Origin of the sequence: Pseudomonas sp. IAC-BECa141, assembly GCF_020544405.1 — a bacterium.
In the GTDB taxonomy this organism is placed as follows: Bacteria; Pseudomonadota; Gammaproteobacteria; order Pseudomonadales; family Pseudomonadaceae; genus Aquipseudomonas.
Window position 1 is genome coordinate 4718984 of sequence record NZ_CP065410.1, and the last position, 16507, is coordinate 4735490.

Genomic DNA, 16507 nt, shown 5'->3' on the forward strand with positions numbered 1-16507 from the left:
CCCACGCTCGCGCGTGGGGGCAATGACTAAGCAGCAGCCCAAGCCTGCAAACTCAAATGCGCCTTCTCGCCCGGCGCCAGATGCAGGCTGTCGGTGCCCCCCGCCGCCGCTTCAACACAGACAAATTCCGAGATCTCGTCCCAACTCACGCCCAGCAACGGCCGTGCTCCCGGATGCCACACCACGGTGTCCGCGCTGTCACCGGTATCGATGCACAATTCGCGTTGCCAGGCGTGATCCTTGAGCTGCAATTCGCCGTCGTGCTGGAACACTCGCTGACAGCCACCATCGACCCGTAACTCGCCCTCCTGCTGGCAGACCTCACGGTTCAACTGATCATAACCCTGCGCGCCTTCGAGCCCAGACAGCGCTATCTCACTCACATCGCCAATACGCCAGTAAGCGTGCAAAGCCTGGCTCAACTGGCACGGCATGTCGTCCTGATGCTCGGTGCTCAGGCGCAATTCCATGCGTTCGCCCAGGTGCGCGTGCAGGTCCACCTGCCAGTCGCACAGTTGCAATTGCCAGTGCAGGCGCACGCCGTCATCGGCGCTGCTGCTGTCGAGCAGTTTCCAGTCCAGCAGTCGCGCCCAGCCATGGGACGGCCACGCGTTTTCGCTCGGGTGACGGCCATACCACGGCCAGCACACCGGCACGCCGCCGCGAATCGCGCCGACATGCGGCCACTTCGCCGCGCACCACAACCACGGTTTCTGACCTCGCGGCTGAAAATGCAGCAGTTGCGCGCCCTGACGACTGAACACCGCCTGACACAGTGGATGATCGATCACCAGCACATCGCGCATCTGATAGCGCTCCCAGGCGAACACCGGTCGTTCGCGCAGGGATTTGAAGAAGCGTTGCAGCGGATGCTCATGCATGGGCCACGGTTCCAGATTCAACTTTCATGGGCTGCGACACCCCTTCCAAAAAAAGCGGACAGCCTTGGCCGTCCGCAAATATGCGCACATAGAGAGGAGCTTATCGCAGACGCGTCAGAACGTAGACTGAATTTTCAGGCCAGCGACCAAAGCGTTATCCACTTCATCCACACCGCCCGGATGAGTGATGTATTGCAGGTTCGGGCGTACGGTCAGCCAGTTGGTCACGTGGAAGCCGTAGTTGATCTCGTAGTTGTATTCGGTTTCACGAATCGGCGAGAACACCGGATTGTCGTAGTCCGAAACACCGTTGGAGACGTTCAGCAGTTCAGCGTTCTTCTTCACGTCATCGTTGACATGAATACGTGCCGCACCGATACCGAAGTCATCTTTCGGACGCGCGTCGAACGGACCTTTGTACACAAACATCACGGACTGGTAGTTGTCGATGAAGTTGGTGTCCTTGTCGTGGAACGTGGCGTTGGCAGCGATGCTCAGGCCACGGCTCTTGTCACCGTTGTGGCTGGTGAGTTGCTGTTGCGCAACGAACCAGTAACCGTGCTTGCTGCTGTGGGTGCGGTAGGCATCACCGGTGGTCGCCGCGTCGAAACCGTTGACGTCTTCGCGAACGTCGTCGGCATCGGCCGTGCTTTTGTAGTAACCGACACGGTATTCGCCCGGCAGGCCGCTCGGGTTAGGCGACCAGACCAGTTCCACTGGCAACACGGTGCCTTTGGTGCCGCTGCCGCTCAGCTTGAAGCCGTTGCCGTGTTCCAGTTGCGACGGGTTCTGGTTGTACGCACCGATCTGCGCATACAGCTCGTCGTTGATGTTGTACTTGACGCGAATGGCCGCCTGGCTGACCGGCCAGTTGTACCAGATGTTGGTCGCCCAGTTGCCCACTTGCGAACCGCAGAACGCCAGGTTCTGGAAGTCGCACGGGAAGGTGTTGAAGTCTTCGCCTTCGCCGAAGTAACCGGCCTTGACGTCGAGTTTGTTGTCGAAGAACTGGTGTTTGATCCACAACTGGGTCAGACGCACCATGTGGCCACGACCGTAGACTTCCTGCGAGGAGCTGAGTGTGCCGGCACGCGGATCGCCAACACGGTCGTTGGAAATGTTTTCGCCATTACGGTTGGTCAGCTGGATCTTGGCCTGGGTGTTGTCCCAGCCCCACAGTTTTTGCAGGTCCAACGCCACGCCCAGACCGAACTGGTCGGAGTAACGCGCCGTCTTGTCGTTGTTGTAGCCGCCGTGCAGGTTGCCGCCCACCTCACCGACGTAGTCCATCTTGATGTCGATACCCTGCTCGATCAGCTTGGTACGTTCGCCACCCCAGTCCCCGGTCATCCACTCCGAATCGGAGCTGAACGCGTCAGCCGCGTGGACGCTACCGGCCAGCATCATTGCCGCAATCGCCGACAACTGGCCGATACGCTGAGCGTTGTTGTTCTTCTTCATCCCTACATCCTCGTTTTATTGTTATTAACTGTTCTTCTTATCTAACGCGGTTTACATCTGATGCGGCGCGCGACAGGCCACGCACCGCGTGCTCCCTGCGGAAACGGGCGAGCCCGCTCCCGCATTTGTTGATCAGCGCCCCTTGAACTGGGCCACGTTTGCGCTGTGCGACTCGGTTTTCGGCAGGCCCGCAACCCCAAGGCGCTCACCGGACTTGGCGTCGAACAGCAGCACTTTCGACGGATCGAATTGCAACGTCAGGGTTTCGCCCACCTGCGGCGCGACGTCCGGCGCCAGACGGCAGCAGACCTTGGTGTCGTTGAGGTTGACGAACACCAGGGTGTCCGGACCGGTCGGCTCGGTGACCTGCACTTCAGCCTTGATGCTCGGCAGGCCATTGCCCTCGCCGTTCGCCAGAGCGATCTGCTCCGGACGCAGGCCGAGGATCACTTCGCGATCTTCGAGACCGGCGTCCTGCATCGCCATCGGCAACTCGCAACGGGCCTGGCCGCTGTCGAGCAGCGCCACCAGACGGCCGTCCTTGCGTTGCAGGCGCAGCGGGATGAAGTTCATCGGCGGCGAACCGATGAAGCTCGCCACGAACAGGTTGGCCGGGTCGTTGTAGATCTCCTTCGGCGTACCGAACTGCTGGATGATCCCGTCCTTCATCACCGCTACTTTGTCGCCCAGGGTCATCGCTTCGATCTGGTCGTGGGTCACGTAGACCGTGGTGGTTTTCAGACGCTGATGCATCAGTTTCATTTCGGTGCGCATCTCGACGCGCAGCTTGGCGTCGAGGTTGGACAGCGGCTCGTCGAACAGATAAATCTTCGGGCGACGCGCCAGGGCGCGGCCCATCGCCACGCGCTGTTGCTGACCGCCCGAGAGCTGGCCCGGCTTGCGATTGAGCAGGTGCTCGATCTGCAACAGCTTGGCCACGCGGGCGACTTCTTCGTCGATGGCCGATTGAGGCATCTTGCGAATCTTCAGACCGAATTCGATGTTCTCGCGCACGCTCATGGTCGGGTACAGCGCGTAGGACTGGAACACCATCGCGATGTCGCGATCTTTCGGGCTCATGCCGCTGACGTCCTGGTCACCGATCATGATCGCGCCGCCGGTGATGGTTTCCAGGCCGGCGATGCAGTTCATCAGGGTCGACTTGCCGCAGCCCGAAGGCCCGACGAGGATCAGGAATTCACCGTCCTTGATCGACAGTTCGATGTTCTTCAGTGTGTCCGGCAGGCCGGTACCGTAGGTCTTGTTTACATTGCGAAGTTCAAGCGTAGCCATGATTACCCCTTGACTGCGCCGGCCGTCAGCCCGCGCACGAAATACTTGCCTGCGACCACATAGACCAGCAGGGTCGGCAGCCCGGCGATCATCGCCGCCGCCATATCCACGTTGTATTCCTTGGCCCCGGTGCTGGTGTTGACCAGGTTGTTCAGCGCCACCGTGATCGGTTGCGAATCACCGCTGGAGAACACCACGCCGAACAGGAAGTCGTTCCAGATCTGGGTGAACTGCCAGATCAGGCAGACCATGATGATCGGGGTGGACATCGGCAGGATGATCTGGCGGAAGATCGTGAAGAACCCCGCGCCATCGAGACGTGCCGCCTTGATCAGCGCATCCGGAATGCTCACGTAGTAGTTACGGAAAAACAGCGTGGTGAACGCCAGGCCGTAGACCACATGGATGAACACCAGGCCCGTGGTGGTGCTCGCCAGCCCCATCTTGCCGAGGGTGAACGACGCCGGCAGCAGCACGGTCTGGAACGGCAGGAAGCAGCCGAACAACAGCAGACCGAAGAACAGCTGCGAACCTCGGAAGCGCCAGAACGACAGTACATAACCGTTCAATGCACCGATGGCGGTGGAGATGATCACGGCCGGAACGGTGATCTTGATCGAGTTCCAGAAGTAGCCGTCAACGGTGGCCCAGGCTTTCACCCAGCCGATGCCGCTGACCACGGTCGGCCAGCTCAGCAGGTTGCCGGTGGAGATGTCTTCCGGGGTCTTGAAGCTGGTCAGCAGCATGACCACCAGCGGTACCAGATACAGCAGGACCGCGAGGATCAGCACCGCGTAGATCGCGATGCGACTCAGGCTGATGGCCGGTTTGGAGGCGAGACTAGTCATGACGCTTGGTCCTCAGCTCGGAGTACAGGTAAGGCACGATGATCGCGAGGATCGCGCCGAGCATCAGGATTGCACTGGCCGAGCCCATGCCCATCTGTCCACGGCTGAAGGTGAACGAGTACATGAACATCGCCGGCAGATCGGAGGAATAACCCGGGCCGCCGGCCGTCATGGCCGCCACCAGGTCGAAGCTCTTGATCGCGATGTGCGCCAGGATCATCACTGCACTGAAGAACACCGGACGCAGGCTTGGCAGCACCACTTTCCAGTAGATGCGCGGCATGCTCGCGCCGTCGATCTGGGCGGCACGAATGATCGACTGATCAACGCCACGCAGACCGGCGAGGAACATCGCCATGATGAAGCCCGAAGCTTGCCAGACCGCCGCAATCACCAGGCAATACACCACGCGATCCGGGTCGATCAGCCAGTCGAGACGGAAGCCTTCCCAGCCCCAGTCCCGCAGCAATTTGTCCAGGCCCATGCCCGGGTTGAGCAGCCATTTCCACGCAGTACCGGTGACGATCATCGAGAGCGCCATCGGGTACAGGTAAATGGTGCGGATAAAGCCTTCGCGGCGGATTTTCTGGTCGAGGAAAATCGCCAGTGTCACGCCGATCACCAGGGTGATGCCGATGAACATGCCGCCGAACACGGCCAGGTTCTTGCTCGCTACCCACCAGCGGTCGTTGTCGAACAGCCGCGCGTATTGCGCCAGGCCTGCCCACTTGTAGTTCGGCAGGAAGGTCGACGTGGTGAACGACAGGACAAACGTCCAGAGGATATAGCCATAGAAGCCCACCAGAACGATGAACATGCTCGGCGCCAGCACCAGTTTCGGTAGCCAGCGCTGCAATGCGTCGAACGGCGAGGCCTTGCTGAACACAGCAACAGAACTCATGGGAAGATCCAGTAAAGAAAATGAAGGACCGCTGCAAGCTGCAAGCTTGAGGCCGATGCGCGACCTCAAGCCTGCAGCTGCTCTACGCTGACGTTACTTGGCAGCCTTGATGGCGGTGCCGAGTTTTTTGGCAGCGTCGGCCGGGTCGGCTTTCGGGTCGTTGATGTAGTTGGTCACGACATCAAAGAACGCACCCTGCACCGCCAGCGTGGTCGCCATGTTGTGCGCCATGCTCGGCTGCAGGCCGCCATTCTTGGAATCAGCCAGGAAGTCCTTGGCAGCGGTCTGGGCGCACGAGTCGAAACCGTACTTGCCCATGTCGGCGAGCATGTCGTTACGCACCGGGATCGAGCCCTTGTTGATGCTGAAGACTTTCTGGAAGTTTTCACCCAGCACGACTTTGGCGATGTCCTGCTGACCGGCCGCGGTGCCCGCGTCCTTCTGCTTGAACACGGCCAGCGAGTCGATGTTGTAGGTGAACGCCTTGTCGGTGCCCGGGAAAGCTACGCACTCGTAGTCCTTGCCGGCGACTTTCTTGGCGGCGGTCCATTCGGATTTGGCCCAGTCACCCATGATCTGCATGCCGGCCTTGCCGTTGATGACCTTGGCCGCTTCCAGGTTCCAGTCCTGACCTTTGCCGTCGACGTCCATGTAGGTCGCGACTTTCTTCAGCTCGGTCAGAGCCTTGACCATTTCCGGGCCGGTCAGGGCAGCGTTGTCCAGGTCGACCAGGGCTTTCTTGTAACCATCAACGCCCATCACCGACAGCACGACCGCTTCGAACACGGTGCTGTCCTGCCATGGCTGACCACCGTGAGCCAGCGGGATGAAGCCCGCCGCTTTCAGCTTGTCGCCGGCGGCGTAGAACTCTTCGAGGGTGGTCGGGGCTTTTTCGATACCGGCTTTCTTGAAGACTTCCGGGTTGATCCACAGCCAGTTCACCCGGTGAATGTTCACCGGCACGGCCACGTAATCACCTTCGAACTTCACGGTGTCGGAGACTTTCTTGTCGAGCAGGCTGTCCCACTTCTCGGACTTGGAAACGTCCTTCAGCACGTCAGTGTCGAGCAGACCGGTCGACGCCCATTCCTGGATGTCCGGGCCTTTGATCTGGGCAACGCCCGGCGGGTTGCCGGCTACCGCGCGGCTTTTCAGCACGGTCATGGCAGTCGCACCGCCGCCGCCGGCGACAGCGCCGTCTTTCCAGGTGAAGCCGTCTTTCTCGACTTGAGCCTTGAGCACATCGACGGCGGCTTTTTCGCCACCGGACGTCCACCAATGCACGACTTCCACCGAACCTTTGGATTCGGCAGCGGAAACACTCAGGGGCAGCACAGCGAGCGGGAACAGGGAGGCGACAGAAATGACAGTAGCGAGGCGAGAAATCGCATTCATCTGAGATGTACCTTTCTTGTTGTTATGCATGCAAGTCTGGTGCTTGCGCTGCACACGAGTTTAAACAGAGCGTTTCCCCTCGCAGGTAACGAAGGGACGCGCGAATGTCACCACATGGTTACACAGGAACGCTTCGTGAAAGCTGTGCCAGAGCACTGGCCATGCTTGGCGCCAGCGGCAGACGCGGGATCAGCACGGCCTGCCAGGCGTGGTACAGATCCGGTTTGCCCGCCCAGATATCGGCACTTGGACGGTTTTGCGGATCGAGTTCGTGATGCCAGCTGCCGTCGCAGCGGTCGATGAAATTCGCTTCGCAGAATTCCCAGAACAGGCGGTACCAGGTTTCGTACTGCGCATCGCCGGTGCGTTTGAGCAAGGCACTGGCGGCAGCGCTGGCCTCGGCGTGAGTCCAGTGCAGGCGATGGCGCACCACCGCTTTGTTGTTCCAGTCGAGGGTGTAAACGATGCCCGGCGCACCGTCGACGTCCCAGCCATGGCGGCAGTTTTGTTCGAACAGTTTTTGCGCGTCGGTGGCCAGCCAGCCGGGGGTCAGCATGCCAGCCTGGACCCGCGCCGCTTCAAGGTGCAGCAACAGCCGCGCCCACTCGAAACCGTGGCCCGGCGTGGTGCCGTAGGGACGGAAACCGTCGGCGGGATTGTCCTGGTTGTATTCGCGCAGTGGCTGCCAGTCGCGGTCGAAATGCTCGATCACCAGGTAATCGTTGGCAGCGGCGTGACCGTGAATCACCCGTTCGACGATGCGCTGCGCACGCACCAGCCAGCGCGGATCTTCTGTGGCATCGGCCAGCGCCAGGAAGGCTTCAGTGGCGTGCATGTTGCTGTTGGCGCCGCGATAGGCTTCCTCTTCGCGCCAGTCGCGATTGAAGAACTCGCGCATGGCGCCCTCTTCTTCGCTCCAGAAATAGGTGTCGATGATGTCGATGGCGTCATCCAGCAACGCTTGGGCGCCGGGGCGTTGCGCGACCACGGCGGAGCTGGCCGCCAAGGCGACGAAAGCATGCAGATAAGCGTTCTTGCCGGTGTTGCCGTCACGATGTTCAGCGACGGCGAACCAGCCGCCGTGCAGCGCATCGCGCAACGGACCGCGCAGGGCCGCGATGCCGTGATCGACCAGCTCGGCAAAGCCCGGCAGGCCCTGAATATGGGCCATGGCGAAGCTATGGGTCATGCGCGCGGTGTTCATGGTTTCGGCTTGCGCGCCAACCTGGAGCTGGCCGCGCTCATCAAGATTGCCGAAGCCTTCGGGCAATCGTGAAGCCTTGGCAAATGCCAGCAGACGCAGGCCTTCGTCGGCAAGCCATTGCTGGTGGGCAGGGGCGTTCAGCCAACTGCTGAAGTCCGGATTGAAGTGATCCATGGGTGGCCTTTTTTGTTGTTATGACTGCGGGGAGTCTAAACAACGGGCCGAGGTGGACTTGTAACGAAGGGGGCGGGTTTTGTCACCGATCGGTTACATTCAGATCAATCCGCCGAACGCGGCAATTGCAGGGTCACCCGCAATCCGCCCTCACGCAGATTCTGCAACGTCACTTCACCGCCATGGCTATGAGCAATGTTGCGGGCGATCCCTAACCCGAGCCCATACCCCTGCTGCTGCCCCGCCAACCGGAAGTGCGGCTCGAATACCTGCTCCAGCCGCTGCTCCGGCACGCCAGGCCCTTCGTCATCGACATGCAGCACGAATGCACTCTCATCGTCATCGATATGCAGATGAGCTTTCTGCCCGTACTTCAGTGCATTGTCGATCAGGTTGCCGATACAGCGCTTGAGCGCCAACGGCTTGCCCGGATACGCTGCTAATGCCCGTCCCTGCTGGGTTACACGGCCATTGCCGTTGGGCGCCAGATACGGCTCCACCAGGCAGTCGAGCACATGATTGAGATCCACCGGCTCAATGTTTTCGTGGATGTCGGTGTCTTTGACGCATTGCAGCGCACCCTTGACCAGCAGCTCCAGCTCATCCAGGTCACGGCCAAACTTGGTTTGCAGTTGTTCGTCTTCGAGCAGTTCGACCCGCAGACGCAGGCGGGTGATCGGGGTACGAAGGTCATGGGAAATCGCGCTGAACAACTGACTGCGCTCGGTCAGGTAACGGCTGATCCGTTCGCGCATGGTGTTGAACGCGCGGCCCACTTCGACCACTTCGCTGCCGCCGCCCTCGGCCACCGGCTCGACGTCGGCACCCAGCGACAAGTCCCGCGCCGCCCGCGCCAGACGCTTGAGCGGCCGACTCTGCCAGTGCACCAGCAAGCCGATGAACAGCAACAGAAATCCGCTGGTGAACACAATGAACCACACCTGCTGGGTCGGCAGGCCTTGCTCTTCAAGACTGGTGTAGGGCTCGGGCAGCAGCGAGGCAATGTACAGCCATTCACCGGGCGCCAACTGAATCTGGGTCACCAGCACCGGCGGATTCACCGGTTCCAGGGTCAGCGCGTAGTGCGCCCAGGAGCGTGGCAGCTCGTCGAGTTTCAACCCGGCGTTGAAGATACGCAGGTCATCGGGGCTGACGAAGGTCACCAGAATGTCAGTGTCCTGGCCCAACGACTGACGCAACACTTCGTCCACCGCTTGAAGCACCGCTGCCTTGCGCGGTGTAACCGGCAACACTTCCATGCCCAGCGGTTTGTCGTTCAGCGTCACCACAAATCGGGTGCCGCCCATGCTGCGCAACTGATCGAGCACCAAAGGCCGGTAAGCCACCGGCAACGAGCGGAAATAACTGACGCTGGCGGTCATCGAATGGGCGAGGCTGCGGGCGCTGGTGACCAGGCCTTCGAGCTGGGTCGCACGCAACTGGGACACCCAGATCACGCTGGACAGGGTCTGGGCGAACAACACCGCGAGCAACGTCAGCAGCAACATCCGTCCAAGCAGCGAACGCGGCATCGGCACTTTGCGTGCAGTGTTGCGCAGGAACTCAGTGACCATTGCCGGCAACCACATTGGCTGCCAGCTGGTAGCCGCTGCCACGCACGGTGCGGATCAGCCGTGGCGGCTTTTCGGTGTCGCGCAGACGCTGGCGCAAACGGCTGACGGCCATGTCGACGATGCGGTCGAGGGGCATCAGATCGCGGCCACGGGTGGCGTTGCCGATGGTGTCGCGGTCGAGGATTTCCTGAGGGTGGTCGAGGAACAGTTTCAGCAGAGCGAAGTCGGCGCCGGACAGAATCACTTCCTCGCCGTCGGTGTGAAACAGTCGATGGCTGACCATATCCAGCCGCCACTCATCGAACGCCAGCACTTCACTGCCGCCGCGCTCCTGACCGAACTGGGCGCGACGCAGCAGGGCCTTGATCCGGGCTTGCAGTTCGCGGGGGCTGAAAGGTTTGCCGAGGTAATCGTCGGCGCCGAGTTCCAGGCCAATGACCCGGTCGGCTTCGTCGGAACTGGCGGTGAGCATGATGATCGGCACCTGGGCCTGACGCGGATGCTGGCGCACCCAGCGGCACAGGCTGAAGCCGTCTTCATCGGGCAGCATCACATCGAGGATCACCAGATCGCTCGGCGCTTCGTTCAGCGCCTGACGAAAACCGGCGCCATCCGCCGTGGCCCGTACCTGAAAACCCGCGCGGGTCAGGTAGGTTTCCAGCAACTCGCGTATCTCCTGGTCGTCATCGACCAACAAAATCGACTTGTTGACTGAGCTCACTTCGAAGGCATCCTTGTTGTTGGAATTGGGCGGATTATGCCTGATGTGTAGACCGATCGTTCCCACGCTCTGCGTGGGAATGTATCAAGGGACGCTCCGCGTCCAGTGACGCAGAGCGTCACGGGCTGCATTCCCACGCGGACGGTTCGACGCCCCGACGTGGGAACGATCTTCAGCCTTCCTGCTCGAGCGCCACTCCTGCACCGACAAGCCCCGAGTACGGCGCCGTCACCAGCCACACCGGAATGCCCTTGAAGTAATCGCTCATGCAGCCCTTGTCGGCGAAGCTGCGGGCGAAACCGCTTTCGAGGAAGAAATCGGCGAAACGCGGAATCACGCCACCCACGATGTACACCCCGCCACGGCCGCCAACGGTCAGCACGTTGTTGCCGGCCACGCGACCAAGCCAGCAGCAGAATTGCTCCAGCACTTCCAGGGCAATCGGGTCGCCCGCAAGGCCTGCCGCAGTGATGGCTTCCGGCGTGTCGAGTTTCGGTTCATGCCCGTCCACCGCGCAGATCGCACGGTACACCCGCGGCAAGCCGCCGCCGCTCAACGCGGTTTCCGCGCTGACGTGGCCGATTTCGTTGTAGATGTGCTGCCAGAGCTGGGTTTCGCGCGGGCTGCTCAGCGGCAGATCGACGTGACCGCCCTCTCCCGGCAACGCGGCGAACCGCCCTTCACCGAGATCAAGCAACGTGCCGACGCCCAGGCCGGTGCCCGGGCCGATGACCACTGCCGGGCGCAATGGCTCCGGCTCGCCTTCGCAGACCACGCGGAATTCGCCGGGCTGCAAACGGGTCATGCCCAGCGCCATCGCCGAGAAGTCGTTGACCAGCAACAACTGCTCAACCTGCAAGGTCTGGCAGAACGCCTTGCGACTCAGGCGCCAGTGGTTGTTGGTGAACTTGAATTCATCACCGCTCACCGGCCCCGCCACCGACAGGCACACCGAACCGATGGCACCCGGCGTCAGACCCAGCCCGCTCAGGTAGAGGCTGATCGCCTCTTCCGGGCTGGCATGGTCGGCGGTGGCCAGCACCTGAACCGATTCGAGCTGCTGATCTTTCCACAACGCAAACCGCGCGTTGGTGCCTCCGATGTCACCGACCAAAGCCAGTTTCAATTAAGCGTCTCCAGGGCAGAAGTGAAGGCGCTGGCGCCCTGCTCCGCCGAGCTGAAGGCCAAACGCATGAAGCCAAACAGTTCGCGACCGCTGCCGATGTTGTTGCCCAACAGGCCTTTGGCGGGTTCGCGCGCTGCGAATTCGGCGGCGTCCACCTTGAGTTCCAAAGTGCCTTTGACGCCATCGACGCGGATGATATCGCCCTCTTGCACGCGCGCCAAAGCGCCACCCACATAAGCTTCCGGACTGACGTGGATCGCCGCCGGGATTTTCCCCGAGGCGCCGGACATGCGTCCGTCGGTCACCAGTGCAACCTTGAAGCCGCGATCCTGCAGCACGCCGAGGAACGGCGTCATCTTGTGCAGCTCCGGCATGCCGTTGGAACGCGGACCCTGGAAGCGCATCACCGCGACAAAATCCTTCTCCAGCAGACCGGCCTTGAAGGCGTCGGCCAGATCCTGTTGATCCTGGAACACCATGGCCGGTGCTTCGACGATCTGGTTTTCGAGCGCGACGGCGGACACTTTCATCACGCCACGACCGAGGTTCCCTTCCATCACCCGCAAGCCACCCTCTGCCGAGAACGCACGAGCCACCGGACGCAGGATGTTTTCGTCGAGACTTTCGGTCGGGCCTTCGCGCCACACCAGCTTGCCGTTATCGAGGAACGGCTCTTTGGTGTACTGGCTCAAACCGTGGCCGAGCACGGTGTTGACGTCTTCGTGCAGCAGGCCGGCTTCAAGCAGTTCGCGGATCAGGAACGACATGCCGCCGGCGGCCTGGAAGTGGTTGATGTCAGCCTTGCCGTTCGGATAGACGTGGCTCAGGGTCGGCACGACTTCGGAGAGGTCGGCCATGTCCTGCCAGGTCAGTTGAATGCCCGCCGCCATGGCGATGGCCGGCATGTGCAGGGTGTGGTTGGTCGAACCGCCGGTGGCGTGCAGCGCGACGATCGAGTTGACCAGCGCCTTCTCGTCGACGATTTCGCCGATCGGCAGGAAGTTGCCGTTCTGCTTGGTCAGACGGGTGACCTGATGCGCGGCTTCGCGGGTCAGGGCTTCACGCAGCGGCGTGTTCGGGTTGACGAAGGAGGCGCCCGGCAAGTGCAGGCCCATGACTTCCATCAGCAACTGGTTGGTGTTGGCGGTGCCGTAGAACGTGCAGGTGCCCGGGCTGTGGTAGGACTTCATTTCCGATTCCAGCAGCTCTTCGCGGGTCGCCTTGCCTTCGGCGTACTTCTGCCGCACGTCGGCTTTTTCCTTGTTGGAAATCCCCGAGACCATCGGCCCGCCCGGAACGAAAATCGTCGGCAGGTGACCGAAACGCAGCGAGCCCATCATCAGGCCCGGCACGATCTTGTCGCAGATGCCGAGCATCAGCGCGCCGTCGAACATGTTGTGGGACAGCGCCACCGCCGTCGACATGGCGATCACTTCGCGGCTCGGCAGGCTCAGTTCCATGCCGGGCTCGCCCTGGGTCACGCCGTCGCACATCGCAGGCGTGCCGCCGGCGAACTGGCCGACCGAGCCGATTTCGCGCAGGGCGTTCTTGATCTGTTCCGGGAAGACTTCATACGGCTGGTGCGCCGAGAGCATGTCGTTATATGACGAAACAATTGCGATGTTTGCCGAGTTCATCATCCGCAGGCTGTGCTTGTCGTCGCTGCCACATCCGGCCACGCCGTGGGCGAAGTTGGCGCATTGCAGCTTGCCGCGCATCGGCCCGTCAGTTGCAGCGCCGCGAATCAGCGCAAGGTAAGCCTGACGCGTGGCGCGGCTGCGGGCGATAAGCCGTTCGGTGACCTCAAGAACGCGGGGATGCATGTTTAGAACTCCAGGCTAACGGATGTGGCGACCTGATTGTCTATGCTGATCAAGGAGCCCGCACGCATGGGATGACGGGCGGTTTTCTTGATCATTCGGACCAGTTGATTCAGGTCACTCGTTGTAGATAAAACAAAATATTGCCACTAAAAAGGCTTGTTTTCTATTTTTATGCGAATAATCTTGTAATTCCAACAACAAAACGACGGCGGCGCTGCTCAATGACTCTTCGAATCGCAATCAATGGTTTTGGCCGCATCGGCCGTAATGTCCTGCGTGCACTGTATACCCAGGGCTATCGTCAGGATTTGCAGATCGTCGCCATCAACGATCTGGGCGACAGCGCGATCAATGCGCATCTGCTCAAATACGACACCGTTCATGGCACATTCGACGCCGAAGTTGCTCATGACGACGAGAGCCTGACCGTCAACGGCGACCGCATTTCGGTCAGCGCCATCCGCAACCCGGCCGACCTGCCATGGGCCGCGGAAAAGATTGATGTGGTGTTCGAATGCACCGGTCTGTTCACCGACCGGGCCAAAGCCGCCGCGCATATTACCGCCGGTGCACGCAAAGTGATTATCTCGGCCCCGGCCAAAGGCGCCGATGCCACCGTCGTTTATGGTGTGAACCACGACATTCTGCGCCAGTCGCACCAGATCATTTCCAACGCGTCTTGCACCACTAACTGCCTGGCGCCGGTGGCCCAGGTGCTGCACCGCGAACTGGGCATCGAGAGCGGTCTGATGACCACGATTCACGCCTACACCAACGACCAGAACCTGACCGACGTCTATCACACCGACCCGTACCGCGCGCGCTCCGCCACCCAGAACATGATCCCGAGCAAGACCGGCGCTGCCGAAGCTGTGGGCCTGGTGCTGCCGGAACTGGCGGGCAAACTGACCGGCATGGCCGTGCGCGTACCGGTGATCAATGTGTCGCTGGTTGACCTGACCGTGCAGTTGAAGCGCGAAGCCTCGGCCGATGAAGTCAATGCACTGATGAAAGCCGCGAGCCAGCATTCGAAGATCCTCGGCTACAACACCCTGCCGCTGGTCTCGAGCGATTTCAATCACAACCCGCTGTCGTCGATCTTCGACGCCAACCACACCAAATCCAGCGGCAAGCTGCTGAAAGTGCTGGCCTGGTACGACAACGAGTGGGGCTTCTCCAACCGCATGCTCGATAACTGCCTGGCGCTGTGCAACGCGGAATAAACAGCTATCCACCAGTGGGATCGAGCTTGTTCGCGAAAGCGGCAGGTCAGTCGACATTTAATTGCCTGACACGACGCCTTCGCGAGCAAATCCCCTCCCACAGTTTTTTGATCTCAATCTGAAATCAACACTTGACCACTCCGGCGGATGATAAGCATTATCATTCGCTCGAAACGGATCAGGTCCTCCCGTGAGTCATTCGCAGTTCAATCACGTTTTCCTCGCCCAGCGCACCTCACTGCTGCGAACGCTGGAACGCATGGTCAACAACCACAGCACCGCCGAAGACCTGTTGCAGGAAACCTACCTGCGCGTCACCCGGGCGCTGAGCGAGCGGGACATCGATCACCTTGAACCCTTTGTTTTCCAGACCGCGCGCAATCTGGCGCTGGACCATTTGCGTGCGCGCAAGATTCAATCGCGAACCATGGTCGACGACGTGCCGCAGGACGTGGTGCACAGCGTCGCCGCCCCCGCCAGCAGCGCCGAAGACGCCGCCCACGCCGAACAATTGCTGGAGCGCCTGAACGTGAGCCTCGGTGAACTCAGCCCCCGCCAGCAGCAAATCTTCATCCTCAGCCGCCTGCATGGGCGCAGCTATCAGGAAATCGCCGAAGAACTGAGCGTTTCCCTCAGCACGGTGCAGAAAGAACTCAAACTGATCATGACCATCTGCATCGGTGTCGCCGAACGCTTGAACGGCGACTGATCGGCAGCCTTGTCGGTATTGGACAGGATCGACTGCACTGATCATCGGGCTTTGTTACCCTTGCCCGACTTTTACGCTTCACCAAAAAAACAGCCGTGCACAGACACTGCCGAGGAAACACCGTGACGGACATCCACCGCTCCCCTTCGCCTGCATCGGCGCAGGACGCCGCAAGTGCAATGGACCAGGCGCTGGACTGGCTCATCGTGCTCGGCAGTCCGGACGAGGAGCAGACCCGGCAATTCCATGCCTGGCTGGCGGCCGATCCGTTGAATGGCGAGGCGTTCGCCAAGGCCCAGGCGATCTGGGACGGTCCGCAGATCGCCCAGTGCGCGAAGGACCTCGCAGCCAAACCGAAGAAAGTCCCCGTCCTCACTCGTTTGCGTCCGCACTGGAAACCGCTGGCCACCGCCGCCGTGCTGCTGCTCGGCCTGTTCAATTTCAGCAACCTGCCGATGCGTTTGCAGGCCGATCACCTGACCGTGGTCGGCGAACGTCAGCGCTTGCAGCTTGAGGACGGTTCGAAAGTCCTGCTCAACACCAATTCCGCGTTCTCCAGCACGATCAACGATCAGCAGCGAGTCGCGCGGCTGTATCAGGGCGAAGCGTTTTTCGAGATCCCGGCCAGCCGCAGCCAGCCGCTGGAAATCGATGCCGGCCCGGTGAAAGCCAGCGTGCGCGACACCGCATTCGCCGTGCGTTATCTGGACGGCGTGGCGCAGGTGCGCGTGCAGCGCGGCGATGTCGATCTGCGGGCTACCCGTGACGATGCCCGTGTGCGGCTGTCCGCCGGGGAAAGCATCCGCATCGGCCCGAACGGTTTCGACCGCCCGGCCAAGGTCGACGCCGCCACCGATCTGGCCTGGGTACAGGGTCGGCTGATCTTCGAGAACTGCCCGCTGAGCCAAGTGCTGGCGGAACTGCGCCGCTACTATCCGGGCTTCATCATCAACACCAGCGAACGGTTGGCCGACGTCGCCGTCACCGGCAATTACCGCCTCGACCAGCCGCTGGACGCAGTGCGTTCGCTCGCTCACATCACCTCGGCCAAGCTTCAGGAATTCCCGGCGCTGGTGATTTTGAACTAAATGAGAATTATTTTTACTCGATAGCCGAAGCTCGTTCGTCTCGTTATAGCCAATGCAATTGATTCGCATCTCGCGAGTTCAATCAG

14 protein-coding genes are annotated in these 16507 nt (G+C 61.0%); 3 read left to right on the forward strand and 11 right to left on the reverse strand.

The window, feature by feature from the left end:
* Window positions 1-26: 26 nt before the first annotated feature.
* The 11 genes from I5961_RS21645 to edd all read right to left on the reverse strand — a co-directional run bounded on the left by I5961_RS21645 (window position 27) and on the right by edd (window position 13401).
* The gene (locus I5961_RS21645) at window positions 27-881 is read right to left on the reverse strand and encodes a D-hexose-6-phosphate mutarotase (RefSeq protein ID WP_227233298.1); all 855 of its coding nucleotides are present in this window, start codon (window positions 879-881) and stop codon (window positions 27-29) included.
* A gap of 114 nt (window positions 882-995) precedes the next feature.
* Window positions 996-2342 carry a carbohydrate porin gene (locus tag I5961_RS21650; RefSeq protein WP_085697143.1) on the reverse strand — a complete coding sequence of 449 codons (1347 nt, stop codon included), beginning with the start codon at window positions 2340-2342 and terminating at the stop codon, window positions 996-998.
* A 132-nt stretch (window positions 2343-2474) separates the two neighbouring features.
* The gene (locus tag I5961_RS21655; protein WP_227233300.1) at window positions 2475-3635 is read right to left on the reverse strand and encodes an ABC transporter ATP-binding protein; all 1161 of its coding nucleotides are present in this window, start codon (window positions 3633-3635) and stop codon (window positions 2475-2477) included.
* A gap of 2 nt (window positions 3636-3637) precedes the next feature.
* A complete protein-coding gene (locus tag I5961_RS21660) occupies window positions 3638-4483 on the reverse strand; it encodes a carbohydrate ABC transporter permease (protein ID WP_007951164.1) in 846 nt (281 codons plus the stop codon).
* Complete coding sequence (locus I5961_RS21665) at window positions 4476-5384, reverse strand: carbohydrate ABC transporter permease (RefSeq protein ID WP_085697145.1); 909 nt, start codon at window positions 5382-5384, stop codon at window positions 4476-4478. Before I5961_RS21665 ends, I5961_RS21660 begins: the two co-directional genes overlap by 8 nt.
* 93 nt (window positions 5385-5477) lie before the next feature.
* Complete coding sequence (locus tag I5961_RS21670; RefSeq protein ID WP_085701636.1) at window positions 5478-6779, reverse strand: ABC transporter substrate-binding protein; 1302 nt, start codon at window positions 6777-6779, stop codon at window positions 5478-5480.
* A 118-nt stretch (window positions 6780-6897) separates the two neighbouring features.
* Entirely contained in the window at window positions 6898-8157 is a 1260-nt protein-coding gene (locus I5961_RS21675; protein WP_085701637.1) for an AGE family epimerase/isomerase, read from the reverse strand.
* 104 nt (window positions 8158-8261) lie between these two features.
* Window positions 8262-9689, reverse strand: a complete 1428-nt coding sequence (locus I5961_RS21680; RefSeq protein WP_170929627.1) for an ATP-binding protein — start codon at window positions 9687-9689, stop codon at window positions 8262-8264.
* Window positions 9690-9720: 31 nt separating this feature from the next.
* Window positions 9721-10452 carry a response regulator gene (locus tag I5961_RS21685; RefSeq protein WP_085697149.1) on the reverse strand — a complete coding sequence of 244 codons (732 nt, stop codon included), beginning with the start codon at window positions 10450-10452 and terminating at the stop codon, window positions 9721-9723.
* Between the two features lie 172 nt (window positions 10453-10624).
* Window positions 10625-11578 (reverse strand): glucokinase, encoded by a 954-nt coding sequence (locus I5961_RS21690; protein ID WP_227233301.1) that lies wholly within the window; start codon window positions 11576-11578, stop codon window positions 10625-10627.
* Window positions 11575-13401 (reverse strand): phosphogluconate dehydratase, encoded by a 1827-nt coding sequence (gene edd, locus I5961_RS21695; protein WP_227233303.1) that lies wholly within the window; start codon window positions 13399-13401, stop codon window positions 11575-11577. Before edd ends, I5961_RS21690 begins: the two co-directional genes overlap by 4 nt.
* A gap of 221 nt (window positions 13402-13622) precedes the next feature.
* Here edd and gap point away from each other — a divergent pair, with 221 nt between their 5' ends.
* From gap to I5961_RS21710, 3 genes are all read left to right on the forward strand, one after another.
* Window positions 13623-14624 carry a type I glyceraldehyde-3-phosphate dehydrogenase gene (gap, locus tag I5961_RS21700; protein ID WP_227233304.1) on the forward strand — a complete coding sequence of 334 codons (1002 nt, stop codon included), beginning with the start codon at window positions 13623-13625 and terminating at the stop codon, window positions 14622-14624.
* Window positions 14625-14814: 190 nt separating this feature from the next.
* Entirely contained in the window at window positions 14815-15333 is a 519-nt protein-coding gene (locus I5961_RS21705; protein WP_085697151.1) for an RNA polymerase sigma factor, read from the forward strand.
* Window positions 15334-15455: 122 nt separating this feature from the next.
* Window positions 15456-16421 carry a FecR family protein gene (locus I5961_RS21710; protein WP_227233306.1) on the forward strand — a complete coding sequence of 322 codons (966 nt, stop codon included), beginning with the start codon at window positions 15456-15458 and terminating at the stop codon, window positions 16419-16421.
* Window positions 16422-16507 lie beyond the last annotated feature (86 nt).